Source organism: Sphingomonas sp. PEI4 (assembly GCF_056679955.1).
Genome location: NZ_CM155258.1, coordinates 3907327 through 3921971 on the forward strand (window position 1 = coordinate 3907327; position 14645 = coordinate 3921971).

At 66.6% G+C, this 14645-nt stretch carries 9 protein-coding genes and 1 pseudogene; 1 reads left to right on the plus strand and 9 read right to left on the minus strand.

Annotated elements, in window-relative coordinates; genetic code table 11:
- Positions 1–122 precede the first annotated feature (122 nt).
- Complete coding sequence (locus tag AC1MLZ_RS18105; protein ID WP_480959700.1) at positions 123–617, minus strand: Lrp/AsnC family transcriptional regulator; 495 nt, start codon at positions 615–617, stop codon at positions 123–125.
- Between the two features lie 46 nt (positions 618–663).
- Here AC1MLZ_RS18105 and AC1MLZ_RS18110 point away from each other — a divergent pair, with 46 nt between their 5' ends.
- The gene (locus AC1MLZ_RS18110) at positions 664–3204 is read left to right on the plus strand and encodes a zinc-dependent metalloprotease (RefSeq protein ID WP_480959701.1); all 2541 of its coding nucleotides are present in this window, start codon (positions 664–666) and stop codon (positions 3202–3204) included.
- A 97-nt stretch (positions 3205–3301) separates the two neighbouring features.
- Here the strand turns inward: AC1MLZ_RS18110 and cobA are convergent, their stop codons facing one another.
- From cobA to AC1MLZ_RS18150, 8 genes and pseudogenes are all read right to left on the minus strand, one after another.
- A complete protein-coding gene (gene cobA / locus AC1MLZ_RS18115; protein WP_480959702.1) occupies positions 3302–4123 on the minus strand; it encodes a uroporphyrinogen-III C-methyltransferase in 822 nt (273 codons plus the stop codon).
- The gene (locus AC1MLZ_RS18120) at positions 4113–6707 is read right to left on the minus strand and encodes a molybdopterin-dependent oxidoreductase (RefSeq protein WP_480959703.1); all 2595 of its coding nucleotides are present in this window, start codon (positions 6705–6707) and stop codon (positions 4113–4115) included. The genes cobA and AC1MLZ_RS18120 overlap by 11 nt, the downstream gene beginning before the upstream one ends.
- 115 nt (positions 6708–6822) lie before the next feature.
- Positions 6823–7161, minus strand: coding sequence for a nitrite reductase small subunit NirD (nirD, locus tag AC1MLZ_RS18125; RefSeq protein ID WP_175518279.1), 339 nt, complete (start codon positions 7159–7161; stop codon positions 6823–6825).
- Complete coding sequence (nirB, locus tag AC1MLZ_RS18130) at positions 7158–9650, minus strand: nitrite reductase large subunit NirB (protein ID WP_480959704.1); 2493 nt, start codon at positions 9648–9650, stop codon at positions 7158–7160. The genes nirD and nirB overlap by 4 nt, the downstream gene beginning before the upstream one ends.
- Positions 9650–10851 (minus strand): annotated as a pseudogene (locus tag AC1MLZ_RS18135) (hypothetical protein). Before AC1MLZ_RS18135 ends, nirB begins: the two are co-directional and overlap by 1 nt.
- The gene (locus AC1MLZ_RS18140; protein WP_480959705.1) at positions 10848–12230 is read right to left on the minus strand and encodes an MFS transporter; all 1383 of its coding nucleotides are present in this window, start codon (positions 12228–12230) and stop codon (positions 10848–10850) included. Before AC1MLZ_RS18140 ends, AC1MLZ_RS18135 begins: the two are co-directional and overlap by 4 nt.
- 368 nt (positions 12231–12598) lie before the next feature.
- Positions 12599–13813, minus strand: a complete 1215-nt coding sequence (locus AC1MLZ_RS18145) for a CmpA/NrtA family ABC transporter substrate-binding protein (protein WP_480959706.1) — start codon at positions 13811–13813, stop codon at positions 12599–12601.
- Positions 13813–14391, minus strand: coding sequence for an ANTAR domain-containing response regulator (locus AC1MLZ_RS18150; RefSeq protein ID WP_192008133.1), 579 nt, complete (start codon positions 14389–14391; stop codon positions 13813–13815). The genes AC1MLZ_RS18145 and AC1MLZ_RS18150 overlap by 1 nt, the downstream gene beginning before the upstream one ends.
- Positions 14392–14645: the final 254 nt, after the last annotated feature.

Sequence of the window (14645 nt, forward strand, 5' to 3'; positions counted from 1 at the left end):
GTTCCTCGCAAACTCGAGATGAAATCAGCGTCACATTTGCGGAATACGTGATCGTTTGCGCAATTATTGATGCTTTCCGTCATCGTGTGGGAGGTTAAGTTGTGAAAACGCCACGCGATACGTTATCCTTGATCGTCGACTACGGCGGGCGCGACCGAACGTTGGGCTACCTCGCGCATCAGGAAGCTGCTGCGAATTCGCGCGACATGCGGCAGCATCGACAATTCCCGGCGATACACGCGGTCGTAATCGTCGAACGACCGGACGTGGACGATCATGATGAAATCCACTTCGCCCGATACGAAGCTGCAGAACGACATCGAGGGGCAGCGGATCACGGCTGATTCGAATTCGTTGAGAACCTGTTCGGCCTGCGAACTGAGTTCGATCGATACCATTGCCGTAATGCTGAAGCCCAGCTTCGCCATGTCCAGCTTGGCGGTATACCCCGCGACGACGCCGCTTTCTTCGAGGATTTTCCGTCGCCTGGCGGTCGCCGTGCTCGACAGATGGATGCGGTCTCCCAGGGTCACGTCCGACGCGCGACCGTCCCTGACGAGTTCGCGAAGGATGCGGTAATCGGTAGGATCAACCGGATTGCTCTGATTTTCTTGCATCGTTTGCCCCGATAATTGCCGGAATGCGTCACCGGCCGTCACAAAAATGCGCAATATCGCCGGATACCGCAACATCGTTCATGCTAGCTTCGCTGCACGGCAGCAAAAGGGGAATACCGCGATGCACGCGATCATATGGGGCAGGGCGATCGGGCTGGCGGCATTGGCCGTCGCGGGCGCGCCGGTTGCAGCGCAGCAGCCGGTGTCGGCGTCTGGCGGTGGCGTGTTGCTGCCGGTGAAGGCGATTCCGGCGGAGGGACGTATCCTCGTGACGCTCCCCGCCGTCGATGCGGATGGCGCGTCGGGACGCTTCATCTATGCGACGTCGCTGCGGACCGGGATCGGATCGGCCAATCTGCGGCTCGATCGCGGCATGCTCGGCCCCGAACACATCGTCGCGTTCCGCCGGATCGGCAAGAAGGTCGCGGTGACGTTCGAGAACCATCAGTTCCGCGCGACCGGCGATGCCGGCGTGGCGGCGGGCGGGCGGACCAGCTTCCCGACCAGCATCATGGCGATGCTCGATATCGTCTCGGCCGAACCCGGCGGCGGCGTGACGGTGGACATCGCCCCCTTCCTGACGCGCGACACGATGGGGATCGCCGATTCGCTGAACGCCAGCTGGGTCATGGCGGGCGCGGGCGGCGGATCGGCGGCGGGCAAGGGCTTCCGCCTCGTCGACGGACTCAGTGCGGCCGATGCCGCGTCGGTCAAGGTCTTCCCCGACAATATCGAGGTGGATGCGCTTCAGACCTACCAAACCGATACGCCCGGTCGCGAGGTCGAGCGGATCGCCGCCGAACCGCGCCAGATCGGCTTCACCGTCCATCACAGCTTCATCCGTTTGCCTGCCCCCGGTTTCGTCTCGCGCAAGTTCGACATTCGCTCGGCGGCGGGTGGCAACCAATATTATGACTTCGGCACGCCACTCGGCGAGGACGTGGTGCAGCAATTCGCCAACCGCTTCCGACTGGAAAAGGTCGATCCGGCCGCCGCCCGCTCGCGCGTGAAGAAGCCGATCGTCTTCTACATCGATCGCGCCGCGCCCGAGCCGATCCGCACCGCGCTGCTCGAAGGCGTCAATTACTGGGCGACGGCCTTCGACAAGGCCGGCCTTGTGGACGCGTTCCGTGCGGAGATACTGCCGGTCGGCGCGGACCCGCTGGACGTGCGGTACAGCATGGTCAACTGGTCGAACCGCCTTACGCGCGGCTGGTCCTATGGCGGCGGCATCACCGATCCACGCACCGGCGAGATCATCAAGGGCAATGTCGTGATCGGCGCGCTGCGCGTGCGTCAGGATATGACGATCTTCGAGGGGCTGGTCGGCACCGCCCAGAACAACAGTGGCAGCGGCAACGATCCGGTCAAGGCGTCGCTCGACCGTATCCGTCAGCTCGGCGCGCACGAAGTGGGTCATGCGATCGGCTTCATGCATAATTTCGCCGGCAGCACCCAGGGGCGCACGACGGTGATGGATTACCCCGGCCCGCGCATCAAGCTGACCGATGGCCGCATCGATCTGTCGGAGGCCTATGCACCCGGCGGTGGCGTGTGGGACGATTTCACCGTCGACTGGCTCTATGCCGATTCCGCGCCGGGCACCGATCCCGATGTGCAGGCGCGCGCCAAGGCGCTGGCGATCCAGGCGAAGGGCGTGCGGTTCATCACCGATATCGACGGGCGCGCGTCCGACACGCCCAGCCCATGGGGAAGCATGTGGGACGACGGCCCCGATCCGGTTGCCTCGCTGCAGCACATGATGGCCGTGCGTCGGGTTGCGCTCGCGCAGTTCGGCCCCGGCGTGTTGCGGTCGGGTGAGGCGCTGTCCGACCTGCGGCGCAAGTTCGTGCCGGTGTGGCTGCTGCATCGCTACGATATCGATGCGGTCGGTAAACTGATCGGCGGAATCGATTATGCCTACGCGGTCGCGGGCGACAATCATTCCCTGGCCGCGCCGGTCGCCGCCGCAACCCAGGAGACCGCGATTGCCGCGATGCTGGCCACCCTGTCGAGCGATGTGCTGACGGTACCCGCGACGCTGGTCATGCCGTTGTCGTCGCCGATGAACGGGCGCGGCGACGTGCAGTTCGATCAGGAGGTGTTCCGCAATGCCGGTTCCGCCGCGTTCGACCCGCTGGTCGCGGCAGATGTCGCCGCGCAGGTGACGCTGGACTCGCTCCTTGCGCCGGCGCGGCTTGCCCGCGTGTACGAACAGCACCGTCGCGAGCCCGCGATGCCGGGGGTCGAAACGCTGCTCGACCGGCTGATCGCCGGTACCGTCGATGCGCGCCGCGACGCGGTCGGCCGACGGATCGCGTACCGAGCGATCATGACTATGGCGCAAACCGCGCGTGACGGCGCGACGTCGCCCGATGTGGCCGCGCTGCTGGGCGACCGGCTGCGCGGAATCGCGACGAAATTGAGCAAGGGCGACAGTGGCGATGACGGTGCGTGGGGCCGACACATTGCCATGCTGCTTACCGACGACGACAAGCTGTCGCGCGAACTCGACAAGCGCCAGGCGGTGCCGACGATCCCGCCCGGCATGCCGATCGGCGGCGATACCGGCTGGTTCGGCGATTGAGGATGCGGCCTGCTGCATTCGGCCGACCCTCAGTATCAGGCACTATGGCGGCCATATCGTTGGCGTTCGACAGATCGATTTGGAGTTAGCCCGCCAGCTAGCCGAACGGCCGGTTCAGACTGCTCTGGAACGACCGAAGTTTATGGACGGCGACCTTTTCGGCGGTCGTTACGTGCTGATGGACGACAACGGGAGCGACGGCTTCGCCGATCAGCAGCAGCGATGGATCGCTATCGCTTATCGTCTCGACCAGGAAGGCGAGCGCGGACAATCGGCCCCGGATGATGCGTTCGCTCGGGAGAGAGACGTTGACCGCGACCATCACCGCGGTGTCGGGCGCCCGACCGGCTGCGATCAGGTTGCGCGCGATCTCGCCGGCGGCGGCGCGGCCCATGTAGATGGCGAGCGTGGCATCGGGTGCGGCCAGGGCGGCCCAGTCGAGGTCGAGCGCTTCGCCGGCGCGGGCGTGGGCGGTGACGAAGGTGAGTTTGCGCGCGAGGCCGCGGAGCGTCAGCGAGGCGCCGCCCGATGCTGCGGCGGCGCTGGCGGCCGTGATGCCGGGACATATCTTCACCGCTATGCCGTGGGCGGCGAGATGCTCCATTTCCTCGGTCGAGCGGCCGAAGATGGAGGGATCGCCGCCCTTCAGGCGGACGACCCGCTTGCCGGCTTTCGCGGCGGTGGCGAGCAGGGCGTTGATCGATGGCTGGTCCTTCGAATGGCGGCCCGACCGCTTGCCGACGCCGACCTGCTCGGTGCCGGGGGGTATGAGCGCCAGGACTCCGGGGCCGACCAGCGCGTCGAAGAAGACGATGTCGGCGTCGGCGAGCAGTCGCTCGGCTTTCCGCGTCAGGAGGTCGGGATCGCCGGGGCCGGCACCGACCAGCCAGACCGAACCGGGCGGGAAATCATGCGACATGGGCTGATCCTTGCGTGACGAGGAGTTTGGCGAGGGCGGGGCGGCAGGATCCGCAATTGGTGCCGGCTTTCAGTGCAGCGCCGATTGCGGGGACGTCGGCGAGATGCTGGTCGGCGATCGCGGTGAGGATGGTTTTTAACCTGATGTCGAAGCACGCGCAGACTATCGGTCCGCGGTCGATCTGCACCCCCGGCGCGCGGCCGGCGAGCAGGGTGGGGGCGGCGGCCGCCTCGCTCAGTTGTGCGACGAGCCAGTCGCGTGGCGGCAATGTGCCGTCGCGCGTGACGAACAGGACGGCGGCGAGCCTGCCGCCCTGAAGGATCGCAATCCGGCGGCTCCCGCGGGCGGAGTCGATCGCCTCGATCCGCTGGCCCTTGGGGAGCACCGTATCGAGCGCGGTGGCGTCGCCGTTCCCCGCCATCTCCCACGCCGTTCCGCCCGGTACCGCGACGCGCGTTGCCCACAGGCAATCGGGGCGCGTGGCCAGTTCGCCGCGTACCACGACGAAGCCGCGCCACTCGGTCGCTACCGGCTCGATCTGTACGGGCGTCGACTTGAAGCCCGGCTGGCCCGAGATGGGATCGGCGAGCGGGCGGGGGAGCACGCCGGCGCGGCCACCGGTCGCGGTGCGGTCGGTCCAGTGGATCGGCACGAACAGCTCGCCGATGCGCTGCGTCGGGGCGACGCTCGCGCGGAAGACGCTGTCGCCTTGTGGTGTTGACACGCGCGCAAGGCCGCCATCTACGATCCCGAGCCGTTCGGCATCATCGGGGTGGATCTCGACCAGCGGCTCCTCGCGGTGCCGCGCCAGCTTGGGCGACAGGCCGGTGCGGGTCATCGTGTGCCACTGGTCGCGGTAGCGTCCGGTGTTGAGCGTCATCGGCCATTTCACGAGCGGTGCGGCGACCGGCTTCTGCAAGACCAGCACCAGCCGCGCGCGCCCGTCTGGTGTCGAGAAACGGCCATCCGCAAATGGCGTCCCACCCCAGCGGAACGGCGCCATCGCGTCATACTCCGCGTTGCCCTTGGCGGCGTGGCCGGGGAGCGCGAACAGCCGCGCGCCGTCGTTCTCGTAAGCCGACAACCGGCAATGCTCGCGCCAGATCTCGGCCGGGCGATCATAGGGAAACGCCGTTTTCCACCCCATCCGCCGCGCGACCTGAGAGACGATCCACCAATCGGGTTTGGCCTCGCCGGGCGCCGCCATGAACGCGCGCTGGCGGCTGATCGTGCGGTCGGAATTGGTGACGGTGCCGTCCTTCTCGCCCCACGCTGCGGCGGGCAGGCGGACATGCGCGTGGACCGAGGTGTCGGTCGTCTCGATCACGTCGGACACGACTACGAACGGGCAGGCGGCCAGCGCCTCGCGCACCCGGCCGGCGTCGGGCATCGACACCGCGGGGTTGGTCGCCATCACCCACAGCGCCTTGATCCGGCCGTTGCCGAGTTCGCGAAACAGGTCGACCGCCTTCAGCCCCGGCTTGGTCGCCATGTTCGGCGCGGCCCAGAACCGGCGCACGCGCGCGACATTCTCGGGCGTGAAATCCATGTGGGCGGCCAGCGACGATGCCAGCCCGCCGACCTCGCGCCCGCCCATCGCATTGGGCTGGCCAGTGATAGAGAACGGCGCGGCGCCCGGCTTGCCGATGCGGCCAGTGGCCAGGTGCAGGTTGGTGATCGCGTTGACCTGATCGGTGCCCGCCAGCGACTGGTTCACGCCCTGGCTGAACATCGTCACGGTGCGCGGCGTAGCGGCGAACAGCTCGAAGAAGCGCCTGAGATCCTGCGGCGGTACATCGCAAGTGCGCGCCACCGACCACAAGTCGCTGCCCTCGGTCACTTGGTCCCAGAACGCGTCGGGCGTCGCGACGTGCGCGGCGAGATAGTCGTAATCGACCACACCCACGTCGCGGCACCACGCCAGCAATCCGTTCATCAGCGCAACGTCGGTGCCTGGCCGGATCGCGAGATGGAGGTCGGCCTCGTCCGCTGTCTCGGTCCGGCGCGGGTCGATCACGACGAGCTTGGCGCCGGCATCGCAGCGGGCGCGGATGCGTTGATAGACGACCGGGTGGCACCAGGCTGTGTTCGATCCGACCAGCACGATCAGGTCGGCGGCGTCCAGATCGTCGTAGCTCGCGGGCACGATGTCCTCGCCGAATGCACGCACGTGCCCGGCGACTGCGCTTGCCATGCAGAGCCGCGAATTGGTGTCGATGTTGGCCGATCCGATGAACCCTTTCATCAGCTTGTTGGCGACGTAATAGTCCTCGGTGAGCAACTGGCCGGAGACGTAGAAGGCGACGCTGTTGGGACCGTGCTGCGCGATCGTGTCGCGGAAGCGTTTGGCGACGAGGTCGAGCGCCTTGTCCCAGGATGCGCGCCGCTGGCCGATCATCGGGGTGAGCAGGCGACCTTCGAGCCCGATCGTCTCGCCGAGGTGGGTGCCTTTCGAGCAGAGCTTGCCGGCATTGGCGGGGTGGTCGGGGTCGCCTTTGATCGTGACGGTTCGATTCCCGGTCGCGGTCGCGACGATGCCGCACCCAACTCCGCAATAGGCGCAGGTCGTGCGAACGGGAGCCATTAGCCCTCTCCCCCTTGGGGAGAGGGTTGAGTGAGGGGGAATTGGGAAGGACGGCACGCGCCCCAACCCCTCACCCCGGCCCTCTCCCCGAAGGGGAGAGGGAGCAGTGGCGCGATCATGCGGCGGCCTTCATCGTGCTCGTTCGGCACAGCAGCACGCGGCCGCCCGACACCTTCACCGGGATCACCGGCGTACACCCCTTGTCCTCGCCGAGCGCCTCGCCCGTATCCAGCGCGATCCGCCAGTTATGCAGCGGACACGCCACCGCGCCGCCATGCACGATCCCCTGCGACAGTCGCCCGCCCTTGTGCGGACAGCGATCGGCCAGCGCGAACACCTTGCCGTCGCCGGTGCGGAACACCGCGATGTCGTCGCCACCGGTGACCTGCACCGTGCGGCTGCCGCGAACCGGGATCTCGTCGACCCAGCCGATATCGAGCCATTCGCCGATCATGCCATTTCCCTCGTTTGATCGATGGGCGTGAAGCGCGCCATCGGAGCGTGCTGTTCACGGTGCTCACCCGCCGCGCGCGCCGCCCACGGATCGTCCTGCGTAAAGCGTTGCGAGAACAGGAACCGCGCCGCGAGCGCATCGCGGCCCTCGGGATCGTCGGCGATCCGTTCGCGAATATACGCGACCCCGATCCGCTCGATCCACGGCGCGGTCCGCTCGAGATAGCGCGCCTCCTCGCGGTACAATTGGATGAACGCGGCGCAATAATGCATCGCCTCTTCCTCGGTCGCGACCTTGCACAGGAAGTCGGTCGCACGGACCTTGATCCCGCCATTCCCCCCGACCGACAGCTCATACCCAGAGTCGACGCAGACCACGCCGAAATCCTTGATCGTCGCCTCGGCGCAGTTGCGGGGGCAGCCGCTGACCGCGATCTTGAACTTGTGCGGCATCCACGAACCCCAGGTCATCCGCTCGACCTTCACGCCGAGCCCGGTCGAATCCTGCGTCCCGAACCGGCACCAGTCCGACCCGACGCACGTCTTTACCGTCCGCAGCGACTTGCCGTACGCATGCCCGCTGACCATCCCGGCGGCGTTCAGATCCGCCCACACCGCGGGCAAATCCTCCTTCTTGATCCCGAAGATGTCGAGCCGCTGGCCGCCCGTCACCTTGACCATCGGCGCGTCGTATTTCTCGACGACATCGGCGATCGCGCGCAGTTCGCGCGGGTTGGTAAGCCCGCCCCACATCCGCGGCACGACCGAATAGGTGCCGTCCTTCTGGATGTTCGCGTGCAGCCGTTCGTTGACGTAGCGGCTCTGCTGGTCGTCCTTGTAATCGCCCGGCAGAGCGCAGAGCAGATAGTAGTTGAGGGCAGGGCGGCACGACGAGCACCCGTCAGGCGTCGACCAGCTCATCTTCTGCATGACTTCGGGGATCGATCGCATCCCCTGCGCGACGATCTCGCGGCGGACGTCGTCGTGGCCGAAGCTGGTGCACTTGCACATCGTCTTGACGTCACGCTCGCCCGAATATTCGTCGCCCAACGTGACCGCGAGCAGCGTCTCGACGAGCCCGGTGCACGACCCGCACGACGCCGACGCCTTGCAGGTCGCGCGCACCGCGTCGAGCGTCGTGTTGCCGGCGACGATGCACGCCACGACCTTGCCCTTGCTGACGCCGTTGCAGCCGCAGATCTCCGCATCGTCGGAGAGCGCCGCAACGGCCGCCTTAGGGTCCGCCTGCGCCCCTCCCGAGGCGAAGGACTGGCCGAAGATCAGCATGTCGCGAATGGGCGCGATATTCTCGGCCCGTTTTAGCAGGTCGAAATACCAGCCGCCGTCGGTGGTGTCGCCGTACAGCACCGCACCGACGATCCGGTCGTCCTTGATCACGACGCGCTTGTAGATGCCGCGCGACGCATCGCGCAGGACGATATCCTCCGCACCCGCACCGCCCGAGAAATCACCCGCCGAGAACACGTCGAGCCCGGCGACCTTCAACTTGGTGGAGGTCACCGATCCGCGATAGCCGCTATGCTGTTCGACTAGTCCGTCCGCCAGCGCGCGGCACATGTCCCATAGCGGCGCGACGAGGCCGTAGACGTTGCCGTCATGCTCGACGCATTCGCCGACCGCGAGGATTGACGGGTCGCTGGTGACCATATGGTCGTCGACCTTGATCCCGCGGCCGATCTCCAGCCCGGCGTCGCGCGCGAGCGCTACGGAAGGGCGAATGCCGACCGCCATGACGACGAGGCTCGCGGGGATCAGCGTGCCGTCCTTGAGCAACACGCCCTCGACGTGTGTTTCACCGACGATCTCGGCAGTGTTCGCCTCGGTGAGGATGACTTGGCCGCGTGCCTCCAGCGCCGATTTGAGCAGCCAGCCCGCCGCCTCGTCGAGCTGGCGTTCCATCAGCGTCGGCATCAGGTGGATCACCGTCACCTTCATGCCCCTGAGCGTGAGGCCGTGCGCCGCCTCCAGACCGAGCAGCCCGCCGCCGATCACCACCGCCGCGCCGCCTTTTCCGGCAGCCTCCAGCATGTGGTCGACATCGGCCATGTCGCGAAACGAGATGACGCCGGGCAGGTCCTTGCCGGGAACGGGAATGATGAACGGATCGGAGCCGGTCGCGATCAGCAACCTGTCGTACGACACCGTCAACCCCGATCGCGCGGTGACGGTCTTCGCGGTGCGGTCGATCGCCTGCACCGGATCGCTCGTCACCAGTTCGATCGTGTTGGTCGCGTACCAGGCATGATCGTTGATGACGATCTGCTCGAACGTCTTCTCGCCGGCCAGCACCGGCGACAGCATGATGCGGTTATAGTTCACATGCGGCTCGGCGCCGAAGATCGTCACGCGGTAGCGGGTCGGGTCGCGCGCGATCAGCTCCTCGACCGCGCGACAGCCGGCCATGCCGTTGCCGATCACGACGAGGTGTTCGCGCGTGTCGGGGGCGGAGGTAATAGTCTGGTGTTCCATCAGATCGTCCAGTCGCGTTGAAGCCAAAGTTTACGGGTATCGACGGCGAACAGGTCTGCGTCGTATTCGGCGTAGCGCAGCGTGGCGGTGGTTTGCCCGAGCTTCGCGGCGGCGAGCAGATCGATTTCGTTGCCATAATGGCGCACCAGCCGGTCGCTCTCGAACCGGTGATAGAGGCCTTGCAGCGACACACCCTTGAGCGCCCCAACCGCCTTCCAGCCCCAGCCCGCGCTGGCATACGCATCGCGGATACCGTCCGCGGGCGTGGTCAGGAACTTGTCGGCCCAGCCCTGGAACTTGAACAGGCTGCTGAGCGGCGTCTGGAACGAGGTCAGGGCGGCGCCGCCGCTCGCGCCCAGCACCTCGTAACCGGTGCCGAGCTTGGGGCCGTTGAGGTCGAGCGCGAGATCGGCGAGATAATAATCGGCGGCATAGCGGTTCGGGTTGCGATGCCAGTCCGACTGGCGGGCATAGCTTGCCTGATAGGCGAGCTTGGCCTTGCCGATCGGCTGCGCGCCGGCGAAGCGCGCGCCGTATGTCTGACTCGACAGGCGGTAGCCCTGCACGGCCGCCCCGTCCTGATCGATGAGATACGCGAAGCCCGTCGCGGTGCCGATCGGCGTGTTGTAGTCGAGGTTGGCGAACACGTTGCTGCCGCCGATCGCCTGCTGGCGCGCGCCAACGCCGTCGATGCCCCAGATCGTGCGGACGTCCCACGCATAGGTAACGTCGGTCTTGAAGTTCTTCACCGCGGTCATTCGACGCGAACCGCATCATAGGTCTGCGCATTCTGGCGGAACGGCGCGTTGCCGACGAAGCGTTCGTCGTCGAGCGCGATCCGCTGCCGCCCAGCGGTGATCGCAACGGCCGACGTGCGGTACTGGACCTGCGCGATATACAGCCCGACGGACTGTGGATCGGCGACAAGCGGCCGGGTCGCGGTTCCGTTCAATCCGTCATAGTAGTTGCCGACGATGGCGAGATTGCCCTGCGCGACCGCCAGCGCCGACCAATGCCCGCTGGTCGCCTGTACGCCCGCGCGGACCCGCATCGTCACCGCGTCGGCATCGTCAGCAATGCCGTCCTGGTCGACCGTCTCGTAGAGGAGGCGGGCATCGACGACGGGCGCCAGCGTCACCGTTTGCGCTGCTGACGGTGCTGCGCTGGCGAGCAGGACACCGGTGAGGACCAGTCGCTTCATGCCACCACCGCGACATTTGCGGGGCTGTCGCCAAGACGTCGGGCGTCTAGCGCCGCGTCGAGCAGGACCCGCTCATCCGACTTGTGCGCCGCGGAGAAGCGGACCGCGAGTGCGCAGACCGCCATGCCCGCGACGATGTAGCCGAGCATGATCAGGCATTGCTGCGGCGTCGCCGATGCCTTGTTGAGGAACCCCGCCGCGACCGCGCCGATATTGCCGCCCGCGCCGATCAGACCGGCGACTCCGCCCAGCGCCTTGCGGTCGACGAACGGCACCAGCGCATAGGTCGCGCCGCACGCCATGTGCGTGAACAGGCCGAACATCGTCATCGCCAGGATCGCGAGCGTGAGGCTGCCGGCATTCCCGAACAGCACCAGCCCAACACCTTCGCCGAGCATCAGTCCGAACAGCAGCAGCGCCCGACCGTCGAGCCCCCTGACGAGGGCGATCCGATCGCTGGCGATGCCGCCAAGCGCGCGGGCGAACAGCGCGAGGCCACCGAAGATCCCGGCGGCAAGCCCGGCGCTGGTAAGCGACAGCCCGAACCGGTCGACATAATAGCTGGCGGCGATGTTGTGGATGAAGATCTCGACGCCGAAGCAGGCGCCGTAGGTCGCTGCGAGCATCCAGGTCCGGTAATTGGCCGCGGCGCGGCGGAAGATCGCCATGCCGGTCGCCTTGCCGCCGTCGAGTTCGATCCCGGCCGCGCGAAGGTCGACGATGTCGCCCTGCGGCGTGTCCTGCGTATAGTGGGCGTAAACGAAGGCCATCGCGACCATCGCCACACCGGGCACGAACATCGCCGCGCGCCAGCCCCAGGCTTGCTCGACGCCGAGGCCGATCATGGCAGCGACGACCAAGGGCATCAGGCTCTGCGCCGCGCCGCCGCCTGCATTGCCCCAGCCGCCGACGGTCGCGTTGGCGGTGCCGACGACGTTGGGCGCGAACATCACGCTCGTGTGATATTGCGTGATCACGAACGACGCGCCGATCGCACCGATCGCAAGGCGGAAGAACAGGAACGCCTCGTAGGTCTGCGCGAAGGCGAGTCCGAACACCGGGATGGCGCCCAGCAGCAGCAACCACGTATAGGTGCGACGCGGCCCGAACCGATCGCAGAGCGGCCCGACCACGAGCCGCACGAGGATCGTGACCGCCACTGCGGCAATGTTGATATTGGCGATCTGGTCCTTGCTTAGCCCGAACTCGGCCTTGATGAGCGGCATCATCGGGGCGGCGGCGAACCAGGCGAAGAAGCACACGAAGAACGCCAGCCACGTGACGTGGAACGCGCGCATCTGCGGCGTGGCGGCACTGAACAGGTCGATCCTCGCAGCCTTCGATCCGGTGACGTCTATTCCCGGTGATGCGAACAGCATGATGTTTCCCCATCTGCGTTGGACAAAGAAAAAGCCGCCCAGACGGCGACCTTGCGGACGCATCTGAGCGGCTTCGTTGCCTATTGGATGATCGATGATCATCCTACGCGGTCGGGTCCCTTCGTTGGAACCGGTCTCGCGATGATTTCGTGCCCGACTCCCTTGCCGGACAATCCGAAGATGACCGAACCGGCCCCATTGCGCAAGTGTCATTTCGCAGATGCAGCAGATTTGGCCGTGAGCCCGTCGTCAGCCACTCCGTCATGCCGGGCTTGTTCCGGCATCCACGGTGCCACAAGATCGATAGGATGTAGCGTGCGGAACGGTGGACCCCGGAACAAGTCCGGGGTGACGGAGCGCGCTCGCCTTTACGGCAACCCGGCCAAATATCCCTCGATATCGTCCGGATCGAACGCCCGCCGATCGAAAAACGCATCTCGCCCCAGGATCAACCGCCCCTGAGTCGAGCCCGCGCCGATTCCGTCCGCACCGATCGCTCCTTCCAGCTTCGAACTCGCATTCGGGAGCGGCGCCCCCGATCCCGCTAGCGCCGCGCGATAAATGTCAGGCCGGAACACCCCCTGCGCGACCTTCGCCTCCTCGGCTGAGAACGGCATGCCATCCCACCGCACCATCTGCGAATACAGCCACGCCGCCTGGCTCCGCCACGGGAAGTTCGCCGCCTCGCGGTACTGGAACATGAAGTCGGGGACGTGGATCGGCGCGGCATCCTTCACGAGCCGCACCCGGTCGCCGATCGCCCGCGACACCGCATCGACCGGCGCATCCAGATATTCCGCGCGAGACAGGATCGCCGCATTCTCCCCGCGCGTCGCCGGATCGACGAAATGCGCAGCGGCGGCGTGCAGCGCGCGGACCAGTCGGTGGACGACGTCGCCGCGCTCGTCCAGCGTCGCTGCGCGCATCGCCAGCACCTTCTCGACGCCGCGCCGCCATACCTGCGCGGTGACCAGCGCGATCCGCCCGACGCCGCGATCGACCGCGACACCGTTCCAAGGCTCGCCGACGCAGATGCCGTCGACTTCGCCCGCGGCCAGCGCATCGGCGGCGAAGGTCGGGCTGGTCGTGACGATCTCGACATCGGTATCCGGCCGGATGCCCACCGCCGCCAGCCAATAACGCAGCATGTAATTATGGCTCGAATACCGGTGCACAACGCCGAACCGCAGCCGCCGCCCTGCCGCGAGACGCTCGGCCGCGACCGTCTTCAGCCGGGCGCCCAGGATCACCGGATCGCCGAGCGTATCGCCGTCCATCACTTGCGCCGCGAGCGGCAGCGACAGCGTGATCGCATTGCCGTTGAGCCCCAGCACGAACGGCACGGCCATCGGCACCGCCGGTCGGCCACGCCCCAGCGCGGTCGCGATCGCCAGCGGTGCAACCATGTGCGCGGCATCGGTATGACCGTAGAGCAACCGATCGCGCACCGTCGCCCAGGTCATGTCGCGAACCAGTTCGATCGCCAGCCCCTCGGCCTCGGCAAACCCCAGTTCGCGCGCCAGGATCGGCAGCGCGGCATCGACCAGCGGCAGGAACCCGATGCGGACCCGGTCGAGCGCCATCACAAATCTCCCATCAGTGCGTCGCTGGTGATGATCGCGTCGGCAATCTCCGCGATCCGGCGGTTGGACCGCATCGCCTGCGCGCGGAGCAGTCCGTAGGCGGTCGGCTCGTCGATACCGCGGCGTTTCATCAGGATCGCCTTGGCGCGGTCGACGGTGGTGCGATCGGCCAGCGCGCTTCGGGCTTCGTGCAACTCTGCCTGCAGCCGTGCGAACGCCTGGAACCGCCGGATGGCGAGGTCGATGACAGGCTTGATCCGCTGTTTGGCGAGCCCGTCGACGATATAGGCCGAGACGCCGGCATCGACCGCGGCCGCGGTGGATTCCGCATCGCTCTGGTCGACGAACATCGCGATCGGACGGGCGAGCGCGCGCGATACCGCAAAAAACTCCTCTAGCACGTCGCGACTGGGATTCTCGAGGTTGATCAGCACCACTTCCGGCGCGGCTTTCTCCAGGGCGGCAACCATCCCGATCGTTCCATCGATCACCACGATATCGTCGAGCCCCGCCTCGCGCAGACCGTCCGAAATGATCGCGGCACGCGTGGTACTCGTGTCGATGATGGCGATGCGCATAGCCGAGGCTTATTACGCGCCGTCTCGATTGGCGAGGCCGCGTTAACGGGATCCCGGCAATTGCAGGATCAGCGGCTCGTCCAAGAGCACTGCCCCTCGCTACCAAAGATCCCTTCATGCGCGTCGGATCACCAAAGATGATCAACCTACGCGAGAACCCTCACCGTCAACGAACGTCCAAAGCTGGGTCGCGTAAACGTTACCGGGAACGTCCGCTTGTAGGTCTCCCCCGCAACAAAGCGGGACGCCCAGCA